Raw genomic sequence first — 23,136 nt, forward strand, 5'->3', positions numbered from 1 at the left:
CCTTTCGCTTTAAATCCTATTTATGAGGAAGCTGCTGTACGTAGCTGTCCGACAAGTGCAGAAGCTCAAGCGCTCTATTGTACTCGTCTTCGGTTACGCCACCTTCCGTCGTTTCCGTGCCGTCGACCACTTTGTGGTTCGTGCCGTCTTTGTATTCGATACCCGGAACAAACAAGTTCTCGTTGTCGATTACCGAGCCGCTAGGCAGGAAGTGACGCATTGGAATCAGCTCGGAGCTTTGGTTCAGAAGATCTTCGCCAAAGTGAATCTGATTGGACAGCGACGCGCCTACCAGGTTTGCAACGGTTGGCAGAATATCGATCTGACCGCCCACTTTATCCACTACGGACGGTTGAGTTACGCCCGGAACGTGCATAATAAGAGGGATATTGAACATTTCGGTATGACCGTAATCCGTGCCAAGCATTTCTTTCATGAGAGCTTTTTCGTTATCGTCCAGCGAATACAGAGGCAGACCTTGGTGGTCGCCGTACATGAGGACGATGCTGTCATCCCATAGACCGCTCGATTTCAGGCCGTCGATAAACTGGCCAAGCGCATAGTCCGCATAGTTTTGTGCTTTCAAATAACGGGTTACAAGGCTGTCATCCTTGAATTCCGCAGGAAGCTCAATCCGATATTTCGAAGTCGGAATGTTGTAAGGGTGATGCGCGCTCATCGAGATGACTTGCGCATAGAACGGCTTATCCGCCTGATCCAGCTTCGCAAGCTCAGGAAGAGTCTTCGAGTACAACACTTCGTCCGAAGCGCCGAAGGCTACATGGTCTTCGTCGCCATAGAAGGCTTGATCGTAATATTTATCCCAGCCAAGAGCCGAGTACAGCTCCGTACGATTCCAGAACTCAACCGCGTTCGTATGGAACGTTGCGGTATAATAACCGTTCTCTTTCATCAGCTTCGGCAAGCTTGGCAGTGCTTTGTCGACGTTAACGTCTGTCGCTGCTTTATGCTTGGGCACGTACAGCGATGTATTCACCACATACTCCGCGTCGGAAGTCGTGCCTTGGCCGACCATCGTATAGAAGTTTTTGTAATGCGTAGCTTCTTGAACCAGCTTGTTCATGTTCGGCGTAATTTCAACGCCGCCAACTTTCAGGCCGATCAGGAAATCCTGGTACGATTCCATTTGAAGAATAATGACGTTTTTACCTTTCGCGGCGCCAAAGTATTTCGGCGATGCCTGCTCGGTAATGCCTTTGAGCTCATCGATCCTGGCCTGCGTAATTTGGTTGATCGGCGTAATCGGCTCTTTCTCCATCATTTTATCAATGATGTTGTATACTTCGTAATCGAGAAGACCCATCTCTTCGGCCTGCTTGTTCTCGTTCATGCTCGCGCGGTTCGGCCATACGTTCACCAGGCAGACGACTACGGACAGGGCGAATACCGCCATCCACGCTTTGCTTCTTACCGGGCGCAGCTGCGCATCCTGGCGTGCTTTCCGGAATCTTGGCAGAATCAGAACGACCGAAATAACGATAATATCAAGGAAGATAAGCAGATAATAAGGATCCATCAGCGAGTAGGTGCTTTCCCCTACCTCAGCCATTTTGTTGGCTTGGCTTAACGCATCCGTATTGACGATAATGCCGTAATACTTGTAATACATCAGTATGGCGAAATATAAGGCCGTAAACAGTAAATTGACGATCATGTAGTAAAGCATCTTGCGCTTGCCGGCAAAAAACTCAATCAGGCAGAATACCGCGACAAAGAACGGAATCTCCGTCATAATGGTCAGCCACGAGAACCCGTTGCCGAAGACGACATCGCGGGCAACGATACTTTTGATCAACAGGATAATAACGAAATAATAGAATCTTCTATTTAAAAATCTAGTTATTAAAGACACCCTAGTCATCACCTTTCATTGTATTTCATTGGGAATCGCACAAAAGAACCTTCGGCTTTTTCTCTGTAGCAGAAGGAGCTCTCCATAGATCTATTGTAAAATCCACATTCTCTTCCATGTGTTTATAAACATCCGGTTCGTTCAGGAGCTGTATCCCAACCGATTTGCTCATAATCGCATGCAAGGTCGTGGACAAGAATTGTCTCGACGCTATCCGGAAATCGAGCGCGCGAATCTCGCCTTTCTCGTGCCGGTCTCTCAGAAACTTCTCAAAAATGGCGCACTGCTCGCGAATCAGCGCCGTTAATTGCTCGGCTTCCTCGAAGCCCAGCAGGTCATTCTCCCGGAACAAAATCCGGGTTAAATCCATGTCTTCCGTAAACAGTTCGTACAAACGGCGCTTAATGGTGATCATCGCGTCCCGCAGGTCGAGATCCTTGATAACCCGTGGAATCTGCTTTATTCCTTCTCTGCGGTGCTCGAAGCTCTCACGTAGCAGCACCGCCATAATCTCCCGCTTGCCGCCCGGAAAATAATGATAAAGGATACCGTCTCCCATCCCGATCTTCCTCGTAATTTCTCGTACCGGGGTGCCATGGTATCCTTTTTCCGCAAATAATGATTTTGCTGCTTCCAATATTTTTTCTCGTGTCTCAGCGGCCTGCTCTTTTCGGATGTTGCGAGTCATCGTCGCCACCTCCTTACTTCGTAAGCGTAAATTTCACTGAACGATCGCACAGCGAAATTTTAGCGCAAGGCCGAGTTGATGTCAATCGGTCTGCCAAAACATCACAAAATCGCCTAAACTTTTCGGTTATCTCTTACGACGGCGTCTTTTCTTTTCTCGAAATGTTCCTTGAATTCGACAAGTCCAATCTCGCAGCCGGGTCCGATCACAACTTGGTTCCCTCTTACTATATCAGCAATCGTATTTTCCAAATAGATATGATCTCCTTCCATAACTGAGACGGTTAACCTAGCGCTGGAAGAAGGTTTGAAAAAGAAGCTGAGCGGATGCAGCCACTTGGCTTTGCGAACTATTATATGTCCTCCGCCTATCTCATGTGCCTTGCAGTCCCGGTACAGATGAATTTGGAGCTTGCCCGCATTCAGCAAACCGCCGATTTCAAAGATGCCCCGCGCCGTAAACTGCTCGGCCTCGCAGTCGCCCAAGGTGTGCAGCATGCCCCTCAGCTTGATTTGCTCACTGTAGACATGATTCTTCGATTCTATCGTGCCCGCTATATTGAGCTCCCGCAGCTGAGTAGTCCCGCCAACGCTGACCGTGCCTGAAGTCTTGAGCTCTCCCCCGCGAAGTCCGCCCGATACCTCGCAAGTACCCACAATGTTCATTTTGTCGGCCGCTACCGTTCCGTCTACCTCCAGCGTGCCCACGCAGCTAAGCTTGGCGCAGCTTGTATCTCCTTCAATCATGCCTTCTCCGACAATTTTGACGCTGTTGTAGGTACCGCCCATGACGCTGGAGCTGCCCGTGATTCTTAAGTTTCTTATTTCCTTTCCGACCACCTGCTGATTCATCAGATCTCCTCCTTTTCCGTTATCTTTGGACATGCTTGATGATTTTGGAGCTGCTATGCACATCAAGGCTTTGCTTATATTCCACGCTGCCGATGGTACAGCCCGGTCCGATTCGGACGATTCCCCCGCGCACGATATCCGCCGTCGTATACTCCAGATAGACGTTGTCCCCTTCTATGACTTCCGCGCTCAGCTTGTTGGCGAAGGGTCCCGGAACGGACTGCAGCCATTTGGCGAACCCTTTGCCGGGCTGCTTGCCGACATGAATGCTCTCGCCGCCAATCTCGTTGATATGACTGCTTCCCTGCAGCGTCAGCTTTATTTGACTCGCATTCAACGAATCGATGTCCATCCGGCCGTTTGCTTCGAAGATCTCGGTCTCGCAGCTGCCCTTCACCGTTACCATGCCGTTCATGCGCATCTGTTCGCCCGTGACGGGTCCGCCAAAGCTTACTTTGCCTTCAATGTTAAGCTTGTCGGCATGCAATCCCCCACGGATTGAAGACATGCCGTTGATAGAAGCCGTTACCGCCCTTACATGCCCCTGAACGTCGCCCTTGCCGTTAATCGACAATTCATAGCAGCGGACATCTCCTTCAATCTTGCCAACTCCCTCAATCTTCGCCAGATGAACGTCTCCGCCCCCGGATCTGCCGATTCCGGTAATAAGTATTTTTCGTTGTTTATCTCCCATTGTACGTTTCACACCTCCGTCATATCGCCATTAGCTTCAATTTTAATTGCTCGATCATAGCCGGCACATCCACTCGGAGAATGATCTTTACTCCGCTTTCGAAATGAATTTCGCCTCCGGATGGGACTAGAAGAAAGACGGACACGCCCATTTTGCGAAGCAGAATCAACTCGCATTGCTGCTCCTTGAACTTCTTATAGTGCTCGAGGAAGGTTGGCAGCATCGTTTTGCCCTCGTCCAGGCTGATCTCCCCCGTCTGCAGGCAGTAATCCAAAATGTAGACGCATAAGGTCTGCTCAAACGTGTACATTTCCGATTGTCCGATATAGGTTTCGGCTGCTTTTGAGGCGCTTAGTGAAACAATGTTTCGTTCTATTAATTCCTTCATCGATATCGAAATGGCCTTTGAGGCCGGCGAGAACATATCCGCCAGCTCATCCAAGGAAAGATCGTCCTTCATGTTAACGATTTTATCGATTCGGTCCAGGATCTTCTGCTTTGGAAAAAAGGTCTCTTGCCCGGTAAAAGCCGACTTGCGGATAAACCATTCCTCCGGCAGCAGGTTCTTCCGCTTCCAGCGGTACAGCTGCCCGTAAGAAATGCCCGTAAGCTCCAATAAATCTTTCTTGGATATTAGTTCTTCCTCCATCATTCCGCCCCCTTCGCTCTCAATATAACATAACATTGTTACGTTGTTAAGTTAAAAAGGAAGCCGCCCGCAAAATTAGGCTTCTGCAAGCGGCTTATTTTTTACTCTCCCCTCAGTTCCCGAGGTTCATACAGACAGCTTTTGAAATCCTTTTAATGGCCGCCCGCATGGTCCACATGCTTCACATGCTTATGGTTCGCTAAGATGAACAAGACCGAAACGATAACAAAACCTGCCCCCACATAGAAAGGAATATGCGGGTTGAACCATTCCGCCAGCTTGCCGGCGAAATAAGGGGCAATCGCGCCACCGATAAACCGGAGGAAGCTGTAGGCCGCCGACGCCGTCGAACGCTCGACGGGAGCGGCATTCATGACGCCCGTTGTAATCAGGGTATTATTGTTGCCCAGCAAGGCCCCAGCAAAAATAACGCTGGCGATAATGACCCATTGAGTATCCGTCCAGATGGCCATCGCAAGCAAGGTAAGACCAAACAACGTCAGCATAACCGCCATCGATTTGACCGTACCGAATTTGCGCTGCAGCCATGGCGCCATGAAGACGGAAGTAACGGCCAGCAAAATCCCCCAACCCAGGAACACGTAACCAAGCTCATGGATGCCAAGCCCCATCACGAACGGCGCATAAGCCATAAGCGTGAAGAAGCCGAAGTTATAGAAGCAAGCCGTCAGGCCAAAGACGACAAGCGGACGATGCCGCAAAGCCCGGAACGGATCAAGCAGCGATGTTTTCTTCGCCGGTGCGGACGATGCCTTGGGAGCTCCCGCTGTTTTGGGCATCATAAAGATAATTGCCAGGAAGGCAATAACCATAAGACAGGCAACGCCGATAAACGGTCCTCTCCATGAAATGGAGCCCAGCTCGCCGCCAAGCAGCGGACCTACCGAAATCCCGATGCCAATCGCGGCTTCATAAAGAATGATGGCTTTTGTCACGCCGCTTTTGGACAAGGATACGATAGCGGTTAACGCCGTTGCTACGAAAAACGCATTGCCTAGACCCCAGCCGGCCCGATAGCCGACAAGCGCCCAAATATCGTTCGACATCCCGCCAAGCAGCGAGAATACCGCGATAATGACGACGCCAAGAAGAAGCGTCCATTTGATTCCCAGCCTTGAGGTCACTACGCCGGTAATCAGCATCGCAACCGCCATAACGGCGTTGTAGCTGGTGAACAGCAAGCTTACTTCGCTGGGCGATGCATGCATTTCTTCCGCGATAGCCTTCAGGATCGGGTCAACGAGACCAATCCCCATAAAAGCGATGATGCCTGCGAAAAAGACGGCCCAGACCGCCCGGGGCTGATTGAAGAAACCGCCTTTTTCAACGGATAAAGGTTTATTGGCAGCAGACACTGCCGGTTGAGATGAATTTGCCACGCTCATTCTCACTCCTGTTTATATTTCTTTTTGGCTTCGTTGATTCTTTCTTTAAGCTGGTGAATTTCCGACCGCATGCTCTTCATCTTCTCCAGCTTCTGGTCAAGCAGCTCCAGCTGCTTATCTACCGTCTGCTCAAGCTCGTCAATCTTCTGAAGACGGAGCCCGGTGTCCTCCGTCTGCCGGATTTCATCGCGCTGGTTAATGAATTCCTCGCTCATCGCCACGTATTGCTGCAGCTCCTGCAAGGAGAAGCCCAGCACGTCGCGCGCGTTAATCAGCTTCTTCAGCCGCTCGACATGGAAGTCGGTATACAAGCGGAAGCCGCCTTCGCTGCGCTCCGGCGGAGTCAACAAGCCCAGCTCTTCATAATAACGAAGCGTGCGTTTCGTTAAACCAACCATTTTCGCAACATCCTCGATTTTGTAAAAGATCTTCATCGCCTCTTTCCTTTACTCTCTCTGCTAACTACTCTACACCCAAGTTAATGTTAACGTCAACGTTAACTTTGGAAAAATGACAAAGCTGGTGCCATCTTCCTCCGGGATAAAATTAAGATGCCCTTCGCTCCGCGGACTCATTCCGCGCTAGGCATAACAAAAAACCGGAGACGCCTCTAATGATTGCGTCCCCGGCTTAGCCGATTGGTTAGGGAAGTTGTTATGATCGTTATGGAACAAAAATAATCTTACCCGTGCTTTGACGGCTTTCGAGCAGCCGATGGGCGTCCGCGCCTTCCGCAAGCGGAAAAGCTCTGGACTGCTCCAGCTTCAGACTACCGTCCCGAAGCCAGCCGAACAATTCGCCCGCCCGGCGGATGCGGTCTTCACGCGACGTGACATGATTCCATAGATCCCCGCCCGTTAACGTTTTCGACGTATCCATAAGCATTCGCGGGTCTACAAAAGCCGGGTCTCCTCCCGCCATGCCGAAGAAAACAACCGCCCCTTTTATCCTCACAGCCGCAAAGCTGTCCATTAACGTAGAACCAACAGAGTCATACGCAACCGATACTCCTTCGCCGCCGGTTGACCAGTTCTTCGCCGCATCCGCCCAATTGCTGCCGTAGAGCAGCGCTTCGTCGGCACCCGCTGCTAGCGCTGCTTCCCTCTTCGCCTCGGAAGAGACAAGCCCCAGCACGCGCGCGCCCTGCCGCTTCGCAAGCTGCACGAGCAGCTGTCCGACGCCTCCGGCGGCGGCATGGACAAGCACTTCGTCGCCCGTCTGTACGCGATAGCTGTCACGCGTCAAGTAATGCGCGGTCATGCCCTGCAGCAGTACCGCGGCCGCAGTCTCGAAGCTGGTATCGTCCGGAAGCGGTATCGCCTTCTCCGCCGGTACCAGCACCAGCTCCGCATTAGCATGCGGTACATCGCAGAAAGCGATCCGGTCGCCCCGCTTCAATCCGCCTGCGTCCGGACCGGCCTCCTCCACGAAGCCCGCTCCCTCGTAACCCAAAATATAAGGCGGATTCCCCGCCAGATGATAATTGCCCCGCCTGCGGTAAATGTCGGCGTAGTTCAGACCGGCGGCTTTCAGCCGCACCAATACGGTTCCCGGCTTTACCTCCGGCGCGGGAATTTCCCTGTACGCGAGCACCTCCGGCCCGCCAAACGTTTCAAATACCAATGCCTTCATGCTATTCATCCTGCTGCCTCCGCATACATGCTTAATATCACTCTTATCTTCCCCGGTTGAAGGTTAAATCTTCATCAAATTTAAATCGATCATCCGCATTCCAACGCAGCTACTTCGTAGCCATCATAATGCTCCCGAAATCGGTTGGATCATCAAAGGTTTTGCTCGCCACAGCTTTTCCTTCACCGTTGAGAGCTTCAATCTTGTACGGCTTATCCGCTGCAGCCGGAAGGAGGGCATACCAGATTCTCTGCTGTACGCCTTCGCTAATGATCTTGGCGTTATATTCTCCGGCTGCCTCGCCGCCTACGGTAACTATGACGCCAGCTACAGCGCTATTCGCAAGCTGTCCGTAAATTATCGGGAACGGGCCATTTATCCCTTTATACTTCGGTATACTCATGAAGTCTAAAGCTTCATTCTGATCAGAAGAAACGGAAAGACCATAATTTGCGCCATAAACCCATTTCCAGCCTAACCACGTTTTACGAACGAAATCGATACCCAGATTGTTGTTGCTATCACTCTGCTCGTTCCGTTTAGTAAAAACCAGTACTCCCCTGTTAAACTTTTCTTGAAGTAGGACTTGATATTCAGGCATGCCTCTGAACTTCAATACCGCATCTTCTGGAGTCTCCCCGAGCGGGATCTTTACCGTTCCCGGGTATCCCGCCTCACGCGAGAGTCTCCAATCCGCGATACCGCCAGGCCGGTCATAAGCATACACAAATCCAATAAATAAAACCAAACATACCGCTATAGCAATTGCCGTTCTCATGAGCCATATTTGTCTGCCCGTTCGTATTTTCGGATACATGATTGCCTCCTTGCTTTATGTGTGCGAAGCATGCTGAACCAATCCCGCCGAGCGGAATTCCTCCAGGAATTCATTCAGCCAGTCCTCGCCGTAATCAAGCGCGCCGGACTGGGTCGGGACGAAGAGAACATCAAGGCTCATGATCCAAAAACGCCGGACAAGCACAAACAGCTCCACTGCCTGCTCATCCTTTTCGGAAAAAGACCTTACGCTGCGGTATCCGGCCAGCAAGGCCTGCCACAGCTGCTCCTTGTTATCGGCGGATTGCCGCTTTCTGCTCCGAACTTGGGCAAGATCGTACGCCCGCCAGCCGGGCGCCGACCACTCAAAGTCAAAATGGGTGTAGCGACCGCCCGTCTCAACGGCATTATTGTTGCCATGCATATCGCCGTGGCAGATGCCCCAATCCAGCCCGTCCGCTGCGGCGGAAGCAACTCTATCCTGCAGGGCATCGGCATACTCGCGGAGAAATACCGCCGCCGGATGCTCCTTGCCTATATGGCGAATAATGCGCTGCAAGGATTCCTCCACCAAAAACTCCGTATTCAGCTCCCGGCGCGGAAGCTCAAGCCTGACCCGATCCATCGCCAGATGGAGCTGCGCGGCCGATTGCCCAAATGCGTAACAGCTCTCCTCGTCCTGCAGACGGTTCTCAACGCCTTCCACATACTCGAAAAGAACGGCGATCCTCTCCCCTTCCGGCGCGGCAATAACCGAATAGCGGGTGCCGTCCGCCTTTCTAACCGGCCGTGCTATCGAAGCTTCCGATCCCGCCAGCAGCTCTTCCAATTGACCAAGAAGCTCCATCTCATACGCGGCTTCTTTCTTCCCAATCTCCTGCCGGTAGATTCTTAATATATAGGTTCCCTTTTCGGTTTGCACGCGATAGGTATCATTCAAGCCGCGGAGCCAATACACGCATTGGGCCCACGGGCCAAGCTCATACTGCCCGCTAAGGCCGTTCATCAAATAGTCGGGCGCCAGCACCGAGCTGACAGCCATCGGCTGATTGGTCATTTCATCGGTCCCCTTCCCTATTTCAGTATCTCTATCATAAACGAGCATCACTTCCACATAAAGGAATTTAATTGTTTTATCCGTTTCTATCACGCCCTCCATCCGTTAAGATAGTAAGAGTAGACCCTACAAGGAGGGAATAAAATGATCCCTGACCGCAAGCACCTTCGCGGGGATTGCGACAATTGCTTTGGATTATGCTGCGTTGCGCTCCCTTTTGCCGCTTCGGCGGACTTTGCCATAGATAAACAAAGCGGACAACCCTGCCGCAATCTGCGGAACGATTACCGCTGCGGCATTCATGCCAACCTTCGTCAGCAGGGCTTCCGGGGCTGTACGGTGTACGACTGCTTTGGAGCCGGGCAGAAGCTGTCGCAGCATACCTTCGGCGGGCGCAGCTGGCGGGAAGAGCCCCAAGGAGCAAACCTTATGTACGAGGTCTTTCCCGTGATGTGGCATTTGCAGGAGCTGCTCTGGTATTTAGCCGAAGCGCTTGAGAATCCAGCTGCCCAGCCGCTTCGATCGGAGCTGCGTGCCGCATGGGAAGAAACGGAACGCCTTACCGGCTTGGATGCGGAAGCTTTGCTCAAGCTGGATTTTGCCGCTCACCGGGCCGAAGTGAATACCCTGCTGCTGAAGACAAGCGAGGTCGTACGGGCTAAAGCGCCAAAAGCCAAGACCGATACCCGAAGAAAAAAACCGGTCGGACGCGGTGCCGACCTTATGGGCGCCAAGCTGCAGAACGCCGATCTTCGCGGCGCTAATTTGCGCGGGTCGTATCTCATCGCGGCCGATCTCCGCGGGGCCGACCTTCGCCATGCCGATCTGATTGGCGCCGATATGCGGGATACCGACCTGAGCGGGGCAGACTTAAGCGAAAGCCTGTTCCTCACCCAAGTTCAGCTCCAAGCGGCAAAGGGCAATGCGGACACCAAGCTTCCGCCCGCGCTTAGCCGCCCCGACCATTGGAGCGGCAAAAAGCCGGCCACGTCCTAAGACGAGACCGGCTTTTCTCCCTGCACCGCATTATTGATATTGCGCTGCAATCCGTTCCAAATATTCCTCAATCGGCAACGATTTTCTCATTTCCGTCAATTGATGGGCAGCTTCTCCGACCAATGTGCGGAACTGCTTGCTTTCTCCCAAGGCCAGACGGGCGATGGCATCCACAATCGTCTGCGGATCATCCAGCTCGCCTTCGGAAGATTTAGCCATCATCCCTTTTACTTTCGCGGTAATGTCGTCATAATCGGTAATCTCTTCGCTGTGGCCCCAGGCGATCTTGTTCACAAAGTTATTGCCCGACGAACCGCCCTGCTCCACCAGTCTCAGCTCAATCCCAAGCGGCTTCAGCTCGTAATACAAGCCTTCGATTAAGCCTTCCAGGGCAAACTTGGACATGTTATATAAAGAACCCGTCGGCACGGCTGTCGTTACGCCCATAAACGAGCTGATCGTAATGAACATCCCCGACTTATTCGCGCGAAAATGCGGGAGCATTGCGCGGATGACGTTAATGGGCCCACGCACGTTAACGCCGAACTGCCAGTCGATTGTCTCTTCCTTCGCCAGCTCCAAGGCGCCATAAGCGCCAACGCCGGCGTTATTGATGACAACGTCAATCCGTCCAAAAGCTTTAATCGCATCGGCTACCGCAGTCCGGACCTGCTCCACATCCGTAACATCCAGCTTAAACAGCTTCACATTGCTGTACTGCGTCAGCTCCGTCTCGTTCTCCGGCGTACGCATCGTAGCCGCCACATTCCAGCCCAGCTTGGCAAAATGAATCGCTGTCAGCTTGCCTAATCCGCTGCTTGTTCCCGTAATCAAAATCGTTTTATTCATTATGATTCTCTCCTCTAATTTTTAGTTTTAGATCGAACGTTCATTCTAGTGAATTCAGAAGCCGGCCATGGAAGACCGCGACAGCGGAAGCGTGCTCGTCATTGATCGCGCTATCCTCTAATTGCTCCCTGCCAGCATATTTCTATCGCCTGCCGAATCCCGGCTTCGGTTAAATCCGAATTGCCCTGCAAATAACTTTTCACCATGTAGACCATGGAGCCGTAATGCATCTGAACAAGCAGCTTGGGGTCCATTTCCCGGAACAGTCCTTGCTCCATAGCCTCCGCGTAAAGCTTGTTCATCGGCGCGCACCAGCCGCCGTTGTAGGCTTTTTGCTTCACCTCTTCGTAAATATACGGCGAGAAGGAGTACTGCTCGATGAACTGGAAGCCCTCCGGATACTGCCGGCTGGTCTCGATTACGCGTTCCCAGCCCCAGATGAACCGCTCCCGGATCGTTCCTTCCCGGTTCAAGCCTTCCTGGACGAATTGGCCGTTATACGCAACGATAGCCGTGTACAGCTCGTTAATAATTTCTTCCTTGCTGCTGAAGTAATGATAAATGCTGCCCGTCGATACTTTAGACTCCTTGGCGATAAGCGCCATCGAAGTAGCTTGAAGCTCTTTGCGGATAATGATCTGCAGCGTCGTCTCAAGCACGGCTTTCTGCACTTTGTTGTATTGTTCGAACATGTTGCTTCCTCCAACAAGTTAAGATCCACTAGATAGAACGTTCATTCTAGTGCAATTATGTACCTTGCGGCTGCCGCTGTCAACTGGTAAGGAGTAGTATGCCTAGCTTTCCGGCAATTACTCAAGCTCTAACGAACGTATCGTTAGAGCCCGCGACAAAAAAAGGCGGCTGCCCTAAGCCATTTCGGCTTGGGAGCAGCCTATTCTCATGTTCCGTAAGCGGCCTGCAGGCGTGCAGCCATTTTTTCTTTCTCCCGCACCAAGTCCTCTACGAAGGTATTGCCGTTACGGCGGTTAAACGCCTGAGCCAGACGCTCGATCTCTTCATCCAGCCAGGCTAAAGTGACGGTCTCCGCCTCGGCAAGCTTTTTCCTCCGTTTGCCCTTGCTCCATTCCTTCAGGAAAATACGGACGGACAGCATATATTGCAGCCGGTCCCATCCAACCTTGCTGCCTAGACCTAGCCGGATCGTCTGCTCATACAGCTTAACGGCCTTTGGCATATCCGTTACGGTGAAAAACTGCAGGAAGGTGCCGTATTCCTCCAGATAGGACGGCCCTTTAAGGGCACGGTAGGCCTTTTTCGCGGTCTCCAATGCCCGGTCGTATTCCCCAAGCTTAAGCAGCGGCATCATCATTTCGCTGTACGTGCTCTCCGGGATCGATCGGCAGGACAGCTTGCCATCAAGGATAGGCTTCAGCGATTGGAGCCCTTTTTTATGATGATTAATCGCAAAATGATAGCTGCCGAACATGTTCTGCTCGCAGGCGCTGCAGTCCGACAACGAATCCCGCTTCGCCGCTCTCCAGCTCTTGTAGTAATCTGCCGCTTCGTCAAGCTTCCCCTGCCATAGCATGAGACTAACCCGCTTCTGGTAGTAAACCCGGAGACTATAGCCGTAAGCGATGCATTTCTCCTTAAAATCCTCGTAAATCCGCTCAATCTGCTCCAGGCTTAATTCCGGTATCCGCCACACGTAACCGAGCACCCATTTATAATGCCACATGATATAAAAGTTCGAATACGCGCCCGGATTCTTCTCGAATTTGGACAAGCACCAGGAGAAGGAGACCAGCATCCGCTCCGGACAACCGCATTCCGGTGCCGCATTGGAGTAGTCCATTCTCGCGTGATAAGCCTCTTCTTCCGTCATATACCGGTCGGCGACGCGAATCATCTCCTCCAGAACGGCCAGCTTCTGCTTGCCGTCCGGCATGGACCATGTCGAGCGCCTCAGCTCCTGAAAACGGTTCTTCATCGGCCGACCTCGGCGTTCCGGTCAAGGCCCATATTCATGAATTGGAGCAGCGACTCGTTCATCAGCCTCAGCTCCTCGCTGCTCAGCGGGTGGTTCCCCATTAGCAGAGCCTGCGTATATAACAGCTCGATGCTGTTCTGCTGGAGCTTAAGATCTCCGGATGCGATAGCCTTGCGGACAATCGGGTTATTGTAGTTGAAGCACAGCCTTGCGTAAGGCTTCTCGTACAACTCGTCCTTGATCACGTGAACAACCTCGGCAAACAACGCGTTCGCCTGCTCTTCGCTTTCCTCCATCATCTTGAAGAAGTTGACCTCCTGATTAATGTTGAAGAGGACGGGAATGTCCGCAGGCTCGAACCATTTGATCAGCGAACGGCATTGATAAGGCGCTAGCAGCCGGTCCGCCAGGTCGAGAAAAGGCTGCACTTCATCCCGCTCGCTCCGACCAAGCGATTCGAACCGGCTGGAGAAGCTCAGAATATCGAGCACGCTGACCTGCACCTGTTCGTCAATGGAAGGAAGCTTTCGAATCAGCTCCAGATCATGGACGTAACCTCCGTTGATGACCATCATGTTCTGGGCCTTCGCCACGCGGGCTACCTGCCTGAACTCGTCAAAGCTGGAAGTCACCATAATATGACGGTGATTGCGCAAAATATCGGCCATCTTCAAGTCGCCGTAGGACGTTTCGAAGCTTAAATGCAGGATAAACAGCTCATACAGCTCATCGTCCTCGGCAGCCATCGTTTTAAGCGAGGCATAATGAATAAGGACAATCCGTGCGAACAACTCCGGATCTTTGTCGGCGAGTTCGATCAGATAACGCTTGATGCAGACGCCAAGCTCATCCCGCACCGCGTAGAAAAGGTCGTTTTCCTGGAAGGACTCCCTCGATGCCGTTGGCCGGAGGCTGTTTGTGTTAATGATGCCATTGACGAAAAAGGCCCACGATGGCAGCATATTGTTCATTTTGTCCGACAGCAGGACGCGCTTCAGATACGCCTTGTGGCGTTTCTCGTCCTGCAGGCTGACGGAATAAGGCAATATATAAGCAATTCCTTCCGTGTCTCCGATCAGAGACTTCAGAGGAATAATATCCATCGGCTTCTCGTACTCGCTGTCCTCGATATAGGAGATCGCTTCTGCTTTACCCATGCGCCAAGGAGGAGTCGTATCGTTGATTTGCCGGCTGTCCTTGTCCTCCGTCAGCACGATTGGCGTCTCCAAATATTTACCGAACCGCTCGAGCTGCTGGTACATCTTGTACCACTCGGCGTATTCCTCGTATTCCGGCTTCAGCTTCAGATACACCGTCGTTCCGATCGGAACGGTTCTCTTCAGCTTTTTCGTGACATAGGTGCCATCCGGCTTGCCGCGCCATTCCAGCGAATCTCCCTCGAGGGCGGACCGGGTAATGAGCACAATCTCGTCGCTGATGACGAAGCAGGACAGAAGGCCAACGCCGAACTGGCCGATATAATCGTCCGCCGAATCCTGATCCGCCTTTTTTGTTGTGCTTCCGATCCGCGCCAGAAACTGTTCGATTTCCGATTCCGTAAGACCGATGCCGTTATCCATGAAAGAGATTGTATGCGAGGACGGGAATAGCTCTACCGCTACCTTCCCCTCCGTTATATGTCCAAGTCTCTTTCTCGCCGTCACCGCATCCACCGCATTCTGAAGCAGCTCGCGGACGAATACGCCCGGATCGGAATACAAATGATTCGATAAGAGATCAATAATGCCCTGCAGATTCACTTGAAAATTCATATTGCCCAAACTCTCACCCCACGGTTCATTTCTCGTTTTCCTACTATAAGCCAACAGTACAGTATGAATATCGTCAGGAACAAGGGCACTTATAAGTATAAAAAAAGAAGCGCGCCAAAGCGCAACTGTAAATACGGTTTTTCCCGTTCTACAGTTGCGCCTTCGGCGCGCTTTACAATAACTTTATCTAGGCGTACATCGTTACGATTACGCCGTCGTAATTGTTGCCGGATACCTCGTACGGCTTGCCGTTCCGCACTTGAACGGTGGCGCCGCTTCCGACCATCGGGTAGTAGGCGACGGTATATTTTTGACCGCCTGCCGTGATTGACATGGCCTTCGTTTGCTTCAGCTTGTCCAGATACTGCTCCAGCGTCAGATCCTGCTTATACATGATGGCGCTATGCGCTTTCCCGACGTAACGGAAATGCCAAGGTTCATATTGAATGCCCGTGATATCTTCTTTCCCTTTCGGATACCGCAAAATAAACCCGTATTCCCACGCGTGCTTTTTCAGCCATTTGCCTTCCTCGGCTTCGTCCATCTTTGCAGTGGTTGAACCGATATCCAGCGATAAGCCGAGATTATGCTCGCTGTGGTAAGCAGGAAGCGCATAGTCATGCCCCATATCGCGGTACAGCTGGTCTTGCTTTTCCGCGTCGCGGTAGCCGCTGCTGATGAGAAAATGCTCCACACCGTCTTTTTTCGCTCCTTCCACCATCTCGCCAAAGTCCTTTGCCACCGACTCGGACAGCTGAATCGACGGATCTAGCAGGCCGTAGCCTTGCACCAGATCCGGGCGATCCGATAGCGAGACGATATCCGAGCGTATTCCTTCCGGATGCAGAGCATAGTCGTTATTCACAAGGAGCAGATCCCCCTTATACATCTGCTCCTTGCTTACGGTTATCATCTTGCTGTCTTGCTGCGGCAGCGACCCGTTTTCTATATCAACCTTGTCTTCCCCGGCGCTTTTTACATTAAGCTGCGAGATCCCGTAACTTAACAGGATGACAAGGATAAACGCAAAAACCCACTTCCTCATGGCCCCATTCCCCTTTGCTTTGTTCATGCAACTAAGGATATAGGACACAATTTAAAAAGAAGTGGGGTAAAAGTTAAAGTTTTTCTTAAATCGGCAGCTTAACCGTAAATACGGTACGGATCGTGCTGCTCTCGGCCGTTATGGTGCCTTGATGCTGCTCGACGATATTTTTGACGATAAACAGCCCTAGCCCCGTGCTTCCTTCGGGAGAACGGGCGCGGTCGCCGGTGTAGAACATGTCGAACAGATGCGGCAGATCCTCCGGCTTGATCGAATCGCCGTAATTGATAACCTCCAGAATGGCATGACCGTTCTCGGTTCTTCCCTTGATGTCGACATATTCGCCATCCTGACCGTAACGGTCGGCATTGGTCAACAAATTTTCAAATACCCGGGCCAGCAGCTCGCCGTCCGCCTCCATCACGAGATGGGGAGGAAGGTCCAGCCTTGCCGTCAGACGGCTCTTCACAAACACCGGGTAAAGCTCTTCGCTCAGCTGCATCAGAAGCTCGGACAAGTCAATCTGCTTCTTGTCCAGCGTCAGCATGCCGTAATTCATCCGGGTAACCTCGAACAGCTCGTCCACCAGCCGCTCCAGCCGCTGCGACTTGTTAAACGCGATAGCGGCAAAATGCCGGACCTGTTCCAGAGAGAGCTGCTCGTCGCGCAAAATAAAGTCCAGATAGCCAAGCACGGAGGTGAGAGGCGTTCGCAGATCATGCGCGAGATTAAGGACGAGCTGATCCTTGCTGCTCTCGGCGAAATCTCCACGCTCCACCGCCTTTTGCAGCATCTCGCCCGCCAGGTTCAGGTCTCCAGCAATAACGCCAAACTCATCGTCGGAAGGAACCAGCACCCGCCCGGTAAAATCCCCGTTGGCGAGCCGGTGAATGCCGGTCGAGATTTCCTTGAAATAAGAGACGTAAGGCTTGGTGAACAAATAAAAGAAGAAGAACGATAACGGCAGGAAGAAAATCAGGAAAAAATTCAAATCGCCAATATCGTTAAGCCAGCTGCGGGCCTGAACGATCGGATCGTCCGCGTAACGGATTCGCTGATTATAGTAAGATTTCAGCAGCCTGTAGATCAGGTAGGTCACCGCTCCCGAGATGAGCAGGCTCATGACGAACAGCTCGATCATGCGGGTGCGGAAGCTGCGTAATTTTTTAGCCTTGGAAGGCATAGCCTACCCCCCAGACCGTCTTGATCCATTGCTGATGCTGCTTGTCCTCGCCAAGCTTCTTGCGCAATGTCCGGATATGAACCATTACCGTGTTGCCGCCGCTCTCGTAATAAGCTTCGCCCCATACCTGCTGGAAAATATGCTCCGCGCTGAATACCTTCTTCGGATGGCTGGCCAGCAGGTGAAGGATATCGAACTCCTTCGGAGTCAGATCAATCCGGTCATTGTACAAGGTCACGGTACGCTGCTCCTGGTCAATCGTGAGCCCTCCCGCCACAATCGCAGAAGACGCATGACTTGGTGCGGCTACCGGCTGATTCAACTGCCTGAAGCGTCGCAGCTGGGCGTTTACTCTGGCGAGCAGCTCCATCGGGTTAAACGGCTTGGTCATATAATCGTCGGCGCCCATAACGAGGCCGGATATTTTATCGAAATCGGAAGTCTTGGCGCTTAGGAAAATAATCGGCATCCGGTACTGCTGCTCCCGAATAACGCGAACGACTTCGTAGCCGTCCATATGCGGCATCATAATGTCGAGAATAACCAGATCGATTGTATTCGTCTGCACGAGACGGACGGCTTCTCTCCCGTCAGCGGCCTTCAGCAGCTGATAGCCCTCCTTGCCCAGATGGAGCGCAATCAGCTCCGCGATATCCGGGTCATCCTCCGCAATCAAGATCGTTGTGCGCTGCATCCCCATTGCAAATCATTCCTTATCCAGTTTCTTGTTTATTCCAACTCTTATTGTAACCTCTTGGACGAGCCATTACACGAAGTAGTTGCACCTTGGGCTCCAAACCGCGAGGAGAGGGCTGTTTCCGCCCCGCATCCCCACGCACATCCCGCTGTAAGACGGTTTTTCCGTCTTACAGCGGGAGTGCGGTGGCACGGGCAAAATAAAAACGCCGTCCCCAAATGGGACGGCGTTTCACTTTCCATTATATAGAGGCGGCGGTTTGCGAAGCTGCCGCTTTTCCTTTTTTCACGCCTGCGGCAAGCAGCAGAACCAGGCATCCGCCCGCAATGCTCCACAGGACTGCCGCGTTCGAGCTAACGGCATCCAGCCCGCCGAAGTACATGATTTCCCGAAGTCCGCCCGCTACGAAGCGAAGCGGTGTCCACGAGTACAGCAGGTTCTGCGTCGCAACCGACAGGAATTCAACCGGCATGTTCAGAATTGGCATCGAGAAGAACATGAGCAGGACGAGAATCGCCATCGCCGGGAAGCCAATCCAGTTGAGCAGCATCGATTGCAGCAGGTAGAACGCCGAACCGCTCAGCCATAAGAACAGCCATGTATCCGCTGCATGCGAAAGCTCCATTCCGTACCAAGCGTTAGCCATCCATACGATCAGGCCGGAAGCGGCGCCGATCAGCACCAGGCCAATGACCGGCTGCATCAGGTGAGCCGGCCATTGGCGGCCGGCCGCCTTTTTCGCATTATTGCTGGCGAGGAACAGGATCATTGCCGTCACCAGGCTGCCAATCCACATAATTTGCGTGAGCAGCCCAGGCGCGTTGCCGCTTGCGTTATTAGCGCCAACCGGATGAACGGCTTCTTCCTTCACTTGAATAGGTGCGAGCAGTGCCGCTGCCGTAGCAGCCGGGATCTGCTCGGAGCGCTGGGATAACTGCTCAAGCGCCGATTTCGACAACTCGAGGGATACCATCTTCATTACTTGACCGAGTCCTTGCTTCACAACCGTTGCCGCCTGCGCGTTCATGCCTTCATTACTTATGATTTGCACGGTTGCAGGAGCAGGCGCAGGACCCATCGTTGAGGCTACTCCGGCACTCAAATCCTTCGGCAGCACAAGCGCGCCGTAATAATCGCGCGAGTCCAGCCCTTTGCGCGCTTCTTCTTCCGATCCGACAATCTTCCAGCTGATTGGCAGCTGTGTATTAGAGGTCAGCTGCTGCTTGATAATTTCGCCCACGGCCAGCTTATCTCCGGTTGGAAGATCAAAAGGTTCATCCTGCACGACCAAAGCCACCGGCACATCATGCGGTTTCGAACCAAGCACGGAACCCATCATCGCAAGTCCAAACACCGTAAGCACAAGCGTAATGATCAGTACGCCAAGCCATAACATTTTTTGTTTAAAAATATTCATAAATCTCCATCTCCCATCTCTATATAAATGAACATCGTGTTGATTAATGACCACGTTGTTAATTATAATGAGAGACAAAGGAAACACAATAATCATTCCTCACCTTACTGTTTATTACTCACCACTTCGGCGGGGCAGTGTTCATTATCGCCGCAAAAATCGCAGAGGGAGGCCCTCATGTCCGAGAAAATCGACCGGAGAAAAGCTAAAACGAAGCAGCAGATCCATGATTCGCTAATGGCTCTTATCGCCGAGAAAGGCGTGGAGCATGTAACGGTTACCGATATTACAAGCCATGCCAACCTGAACCGCGGAACCTTCTATCTGCATTACAAGGATGTGCCCGATGTCCTTCAGCAGCTCAAGGATCACGTATTCAAGAGCATCGAACAGCATGTGAAAAAGCTCGACTTCCGCACGGCAATGGAATATGCCGACCGCCGGGTGCCTTACCCGCTTGGGGTGCGGATTTTTCAGGAGTTTGCGAAGCATGCCGATTTCTTGAAGGTGATGTTTGGTCCTAAGGGGGATCTCTCCTACGCCATTCAATTCCGCAAGCTCATGGCCCGGCATATTTACCAGAAGATCGATATTCCCGAGGCCGCTAATCTTAAGATTCGTCGGGATTACGTTGTTGCTTATATGACCTCCGCGCATTTCGGCATGCTTATGCATTGGATAGAATGCGACCTGGATCAAACGCCGGAGCAGATGGCCTTCATTATGATGAACATCGTGAACTTTGGCCCGCTGGTTTCGTTTGGAATAAAAGAAATGCCTCCTGCCAAGTCGTAAAAAGAAGAAGAGCCTCCACTCCCCGTGAAGGCTCTTCTTCTTTATCGTTCATACTCGGAATACCACTTCGGCACCAAACGCTCAAAGCCGTCATGGTCCTCCCATACTTTATTTACCCGGGTCAGCATATCGTCCAGCTCCTCCGGGCGTACGCGAAGAATCCAGACGATCGAGGACAGAATCGTGAGCGCTATATAAAGCGAATATAAGGCCCAGAAGGAATCCTCAAGCCCCCCTTCCCCGTAATAGCCGTCGATCTGACCAACCGCAAACGGGATGCTGGCCTCCACGCTGAAAAAACCCGCCTTCAGAAATTCATGCACGGGATCTCCCCAGTCAAACCGGTTCACATCAATGACGCCTGATAGCCGTCCATCCTTCACGATGAGGTTGCCGGTATGAAAGTCGTCATGCTGAAGCTTGCTCGGGCGCCCCTTCAATAAGCCAAGATTCGCTTCAATAAAGGTAAACAGCTTCTCCTCGAAAGCAATCGTAACGCCGCTTTGCTCATAGCCCTCCCGGTACCGCCTGTATTTCGCAAGTACGCGGGTTTCCCAAGGCTCGATAGATGCCGGCGCCTCAATCCGATTGATTTTGCGCAGCTCAGCTCCCGCTTGCAGACCAATCTCATACTGCCGGCTTGCGCTTAAGGCCGGAAGCTCGTCTATCGCATCGCCGCCTTTAATGTAAGTCAGCAGCATGTAGCCAAGCCCCAACTCCTCCAGCTTCCCTATCGCAACCGGCAAAGAGCACATAACCTCTTGCTCCCGCAGCTGCTCAAGGACCCGGAATTCCTGCTGCTTCCTTGCCTCCTCTTCGAGCGCATAGGTTCTGAGCACATACACCGCCTGTCCAAGACGATCGCAAACGGTATACTTGCCGTCGCCGGAGTAGCCTTTCTGAATGGCCTCCAGCTTCATATCGTCTTGCAGCTCCGGTATGGCCGATAGCCATTCATTCATGTCTGGCCCTCCTTCCGGTAAAAAGCTTATAAAATCATCCGCATGAGCGCGGATATATAACGCAAGCCTGCGAAGACTGTCCGGCACCCCCGCCTGAAACCGTCTGTAGCAAGCTTCAACCTTCAGGCGCAGCTTATCATCCAGCTCGAGATCTTTGAAAGTTACTTCGCTTAAGGCACGGCCTTGCTGCACCGCATGCAAATCAAGCAACAATCGAAGCTCTTCCAGAATGCCGTGCATCGTCTCCGCTCCGAAAAAACGGAGTGCCTTCCAGACGCCATCCGCGTATCCGGGCTGACTGAGTACATGGGCGGACCAACAGTACAGCTCCATCGGCGAATGCTTGGCATGGTCGTACCAGGCACTGAACATAAACAAAGCTTTTTGCGGACGGTTAAGTCTGGCAAGCGCCTCGGACTTTACCGCCATGCTTTTGCCTCGGATTTGATCAGCCACCGGCCGTATGCAAGCCAGCCTTAACTCGTCGTCCCCAAGCTCATTGAACTGCTTCCTGCTCATCGCAACCAACAAAGAAACACCCCTTTTCCTCACAAAAGATACGCAAGCAAATGGAAAATGTTGCACCCTGAGTTTAGCGGTTTTCCGCTCGTCCGCAACATGGTTCGGACGAACTTGGCAAACAATACAGATACCTGTTTTTGTACCGTTCTTCCCAGTTCCCATATCTTTTTCAAGAAAACCCGCTTACTATAATTGAGAAACTGTTAAAAACTTAGTACACTAGAAGAAATAAAGGAGGCGGACTTATATGACCGAATCGGCAAACCATTTTGAACTTGGCATTAGTACCTTTCTGGAAGCAAAACCACATCCGGGCATGGGCGGGGCTTACAGCCACGCGGAACGGATCCGCAATAGCGTGGAAGAAATGATTCTGGCCGACCAGGTTGGCCTTGATGTATACGGAATCGGGGAGCATCACCGGCAGGATTACGCGGCAAGCGCTCCGCATGTCATTCTTGCGGCTGCGGCCGCGCAGACGAAGCATCTCCGTCTGACCAGCGCCGTTACCGTATTGTCGTCGGACGACCCGGTGCGCGTGTACCAAGGCTTCTCCACCGTTGACGCAATCTCGAACGGCCGTGCCGAAATTATGGCGGGCAGAGGCTCGTTTATCGAGTCGTTCCCTCTCTTTGGCTACAGCCTCGAGGATTATGACGAGCTGTTCGACGAGAAGCTGGAGCTGCTGCTCCAAATTACGAAGGAAGAGAAAGTCAGCTGGCAGGGCAACCACCGCGCCGCGATCGATAACCTAGCCGTCTACCCGCGTGCGGTGCAGGACCCGCTTCCGGTCTGGATCGCAACAGGCGGCAACCCGCAGTCGGCAATTCGCGCGGGCGTGCTTGGCCTTCCTGTCTGCTTCGCGATCATTGGCGGCATGCCGGAGCGATTCGCTCCGCTTGTTGAGCTTTACAAGGAAGCTTATACCCGTGCCGGCCATGATCCGAAAAAAATGCAAATCGGCACGCACTCGCATGGCTTCGTCAGCGACACGGATACAAGAGCAACCGAGCTCTTCTACCCTGCCCAGCAGGCGATGATGAACGTCATCGGCCGCGAACGCGGCTGGCCGCCATATACCTTCGAAGCTTACGATGCGGCTCGCAGCATGCGCGGAGCGCTTTATGTCGGCGAGGCGGAATATGTAGCGGAGAAAATTATTTTGCTGCATAAGAACCTGGGCTTAACCCGCTTCTTCCTGCATGTCGACACCAGCTCCATTCCGCATAAGGATATGATGCGCGCTATTGAGCTGCTTGGCACCAAAGTAGCGCCGATTGTCCGCAAGGAGATCGCTGCTTCGGCAAAATAATGGATTAG

Annotated in this window: 22 protein-coding genes; 3 read left to right on the plus strand and 19 right to left on the minus strand. The window is 52.4% G+C overall.

Annotated features, from left to right (window positions below; genetic code table 11):
* Window positions 1-16: 16 nt before the first annotated feature.
* From ACR9FF_RS29220 to ACR9FF_RS29265, 10 genes are all read right to left on the minus strand, one after another.
* Window positions 17-1,873, minus strand: coding sequence for an LTA synthase family protein (locus ACR9FF_RS29220; protein WP_435167530.1), 1,857 nt, complete (start codon window positions 1,871-1,873; stop codon window positions 17-19).
* A 25-nt stretch (window positions 1,874-1,898) separates the two neighbouring features.
* Window positions 1,899-2,561 (minus strand): TetR/AcrR family transcriptional regulator, encoded by a 663-nt coding sequence (locus ACR9FF_RS29225; RefSeq protein ID WP_201002732.1) that lies wholly within the window; start codon window positions 2,559-2,561, stop codon window positions 1,899-1,901.
* 113 nt (window positions 2,562-2,674) lie between these two features.
* Window positions 2,675-3,412 carry a polymer-forming cytoskeletal protein gene (locus ACR9FF_RS29230; protein WP_435167533.1) on the minus strand — a complete coding sequence of 246 codons (738 nt, stop codon included), beginning with the start codon at window positions 3,410-3,412 and terminating at the stop codon, window positions 2,675-2,677.
* A 19-nt stretch (window positions 3,413-3,431) separates the two neighbouring features.
* On the minus strand, window positions 3,432-4,106 hold the full coding sequence (locus tag ACR9FF_RS29235; protein WP_435167536.1) for a polymer-forming cytoskeletal protein: 675 nt from the start codon (window positions 4,104-4,106) through the stop codon (window positions 3,432-3,434).
* 19 nt (window positions 4,107-4,125) lie between these two features.
* A complete protein-coding gene (locus ACR9FF_RS29240) occupies window positions 4,126-4,755 on the minus strand; it encodes a YhbD family protein (RefSeq protein WP_201002738.1) in 630 nt (209 codons plus the stop codon).
* Between the two features lie 152 nt (window positions 4,756-4,907).
* Entirely contained in the window at window positions 4,908-6,161 is a 1,254-nt protein-coding gene (locus ACR9FF_RS29245) for an MFS transporter (RefSeq protein ID WP_435167540.1), read from the minus strand.
* A 2-nt stretch (window positions 6,162-6,163) separates the two neighbouring features.
* Window positions 6,164-6,595, minus strand: a complete 432-nt coding sequence (locus ACR9FF_RS29250; RefSeq protein ID WP_435167543.1) for a MerR family transcriptional regulator — start codon at window positions 6,593-6,595, stop codon at window positions 6,164-6,166.
* A gap of 229 nt (window positions 6,596-6,824) precedes the next feature.
* Entirely contained in the window at window positions 6,825-7,793 is a 969-nt protein-coding gene (locus tag ACR9FF_RS29255; protein WP_435172244.1) for a quinone oxidoreductase family protein, read from the minus strand.
* A gap of 109 nt (window positions 7,794-7,902) precedes the next feature.
* Window positions 7,903-8,610, minus strand: coding sequence for a hypothetical protein (locus tag ACR9FF_RS29260; protein WP_435167546.1), 708 nt, complete (start codon window positions 8,608-8,610; stop codon window positions 7,903-7,905).
* Window positions 8,611-8,625: 15 nt separating this feature from the next.
* Complete coding sequence (locus ACR9FF_RS29265; protein ID WP_435167549.1) at window positions 8,626-9,627, minus strand: phosphotransferase; 1,002 nt, start codon at window positions 9,625-9,627, stop codon at window positions 8,626-8,628.
* A 144-nt stretch (window positions 9,628-9,771) separates the two neighbouring features.
* Between ACR9FF_RS29265 and ACR9FF_RS29270 the strand changes: the two genes are divergently transcribed.
* Window positions 9,772-10,623: a pentapeptide repeat-containing protein gene (locus ACR9FF_RS29270; protein ID WP_435167552.1), complete on the plus strand. Its 852-nt coding sequence runs from the start codon at window positions 9,772-9,774 to the stop codon at window positions 10,621-10,623.
* A gap of 30 nt (window positions 10,624-10,653) precedes the next feature.
* On the opposite strand, the gene ACR9FF_RS29275 is transcribed toward ACR9FF_RS29270, so the two are convergent.
* The 8 genes from ACR9FF_RS29275 to ACR9FF_RS29310 all read right to left on the minus strand — a co-directional run bounded on the left by ACR9FF_RS29275 (window position 10,654) and on the right by ACR9FF_RS29310 (window position 19,537).
* Window positions 10,654-11,472 (minus strand): SDR family oxidoreductase, encoded by an 819-nt coding sequence (locus ACR9FF_RS29275; protein WP_435167555.1) that lies wholly within the window; start codon window positions 11,470-11,472, stop codon window positions 10,654-10,656.
* Window positions 11,473-11,582: 110 nt separating this feature from the next.
* Window positions 11,583-12,164, minus strand: a complete 582-nt coding sequence (locus ACR9FF_RS29280; protein WP_248756579.1) for a TetR/AcrR family transcriptional regulator — start codon at window positions 12,162-12,164, stop codon at window positions 11,583-11,585.
* Between the two features lie 206 nt (window positions 12,165-12,370).
* Window positions 12,371-13,423, minus strand: a complete 1,053-nt coding sequence (locus ACR9FF_RS29285; RefSeq protein WP_435167559.1) for a hypothetical protein — start codon at window positions 13,421-13,423, stop codon at window positions 12,371-12,373.
* The gene (locus ACR9FF_RS29290) at window positions 13,420-15,195 is read right to left on the minus strand and encodes an HSP90 family protein (RefSeq protein ID WP_435167562.1); all 1,776 of its coding nucleotides are present in this window, start codon (window positions 15,193-15,195) and stop codon (window positions 13,420-13,422) included. The genes ACR9FF_RS29285 and ACR9FF_RS29290 overlap by 4 nt, the downstream gene beginning before the upstream one ends.
* Before the next feature lie 187 nt (window positions 15,196-15,382).
* The gene (locus ACR9FF_RS29295; protein WP_127496466.1) at window positions 15,383-16,240 is read right to left on the minus strand and encodes a M15 family metallopeptidase; all 858 of its coding nucleotides are present in this window, start codon (window positions 16,238-16,240) and stop codon (window positions 15,383-15,385) included.
* 85 nt (window positions 16,241-16,325) lie between these two features.
* Window positions 16,326-17,423: an ATP-binding protein gene (locus ACR9FF_RS29300; RefSeq protein ID WP_435167565.1), complete on the minus strand. Its 1,098-nt coding sequence runs from the start codon at window positions 17,421-17,423 to the stop codon at window positions 16,326-16,328.
* Window positions 17,407-18,117 (minus strand): response regulator transcription factor, encoded by a 711-nt coding sequence (locus tag ACR9FF_RS29305; protein ID WP_127496502.1) that lies wholly within the window; start codon window positions 18,115-18,117, stop codon window positions 17,407-17,409. Before ACR9FF_RS29305 ends, ACR9FF_RS29300 begins: the two co-directional genes overlap by 17 nt.
* Before the next feature lie 244 nt (window positions 18,118-18,361).
* Window positions 18,362-19,537, minus strand: coding sequence for a YhgE/Pip domain-containing protein (locus ACR9FF_RS29310; protein ID WP_435167568.1), 1,176 nt, complete (start codon window positions 19,535-19,537; stop codon window positions 18,362-18,364).
* A gap of 177 nt (window positions 19,538-19,714) precedes the next feature.
* Here ACR9FF_RS29310 and ACR9FF_RS29315 point away from each other — a divergent pair, with 177 nt between their 5' ends.
* Window positions 19,715-20,332 carry a TetR/AcrR family transcriptional regulator gene (locus tag ACR9FF_RS29315; protein WP_435167571.1) on the plus strand — a complete coding sequence of 206 codons (618 nt, stop codon included), beginning with the start codon at window positions 19,715-19,717 and terminating at the stop codon, window positions 20,330-20,332.
* A 41-nt stretch (window positions 20,333-20,373) separates the two neighbouring features.
* Here ACR9FF_RS29315 and ACR9FF_RS29320 read toward each other — a convergent pair whose 3' ends face one another.
* Window positions 20,374-21,825: a phosphotransferase gene (locus ACR9FF_RS29320; protein ID WP_435167574.1), complete on the minus strand. Its 1,452-nt coding sequence runs from the start codon at window positions 21,823-21,825 to the stop codon at window positions 20,374-20,376.
* A gap of 238 nt (window positions 21,826-22,063) precedes the next feature.
* Here ACR9FF_RS29320 and ACR9FF_RS29325 point away from each other — a divergent pair, with 238 nt between their 5' ends.
* On the plus strand, window positions 22,064-23,128 hold the full coding sequence (locus tag ACR9FF_RS29325) for an LLM class flavin-dependent oxidoreductase (protein WP_127496470.1): 1,065 nt from the start codon (window positions 22,064-22,066) through the stop codon (window positions 23,126-23,128).
* Window positions 23,129-23,136 lie beyond the last annotated feature (8 nt).

The organism is Paenibacillus glycanilyticus (assembly GCF_051200795.1).
Taxonomy (GTDB): Bacteria; Bacillota; Bacilli; order Paenibacillales; family Paenibacillaceae; genus Pristimantibacillus; species Pristimantibacillus glycanilyticus.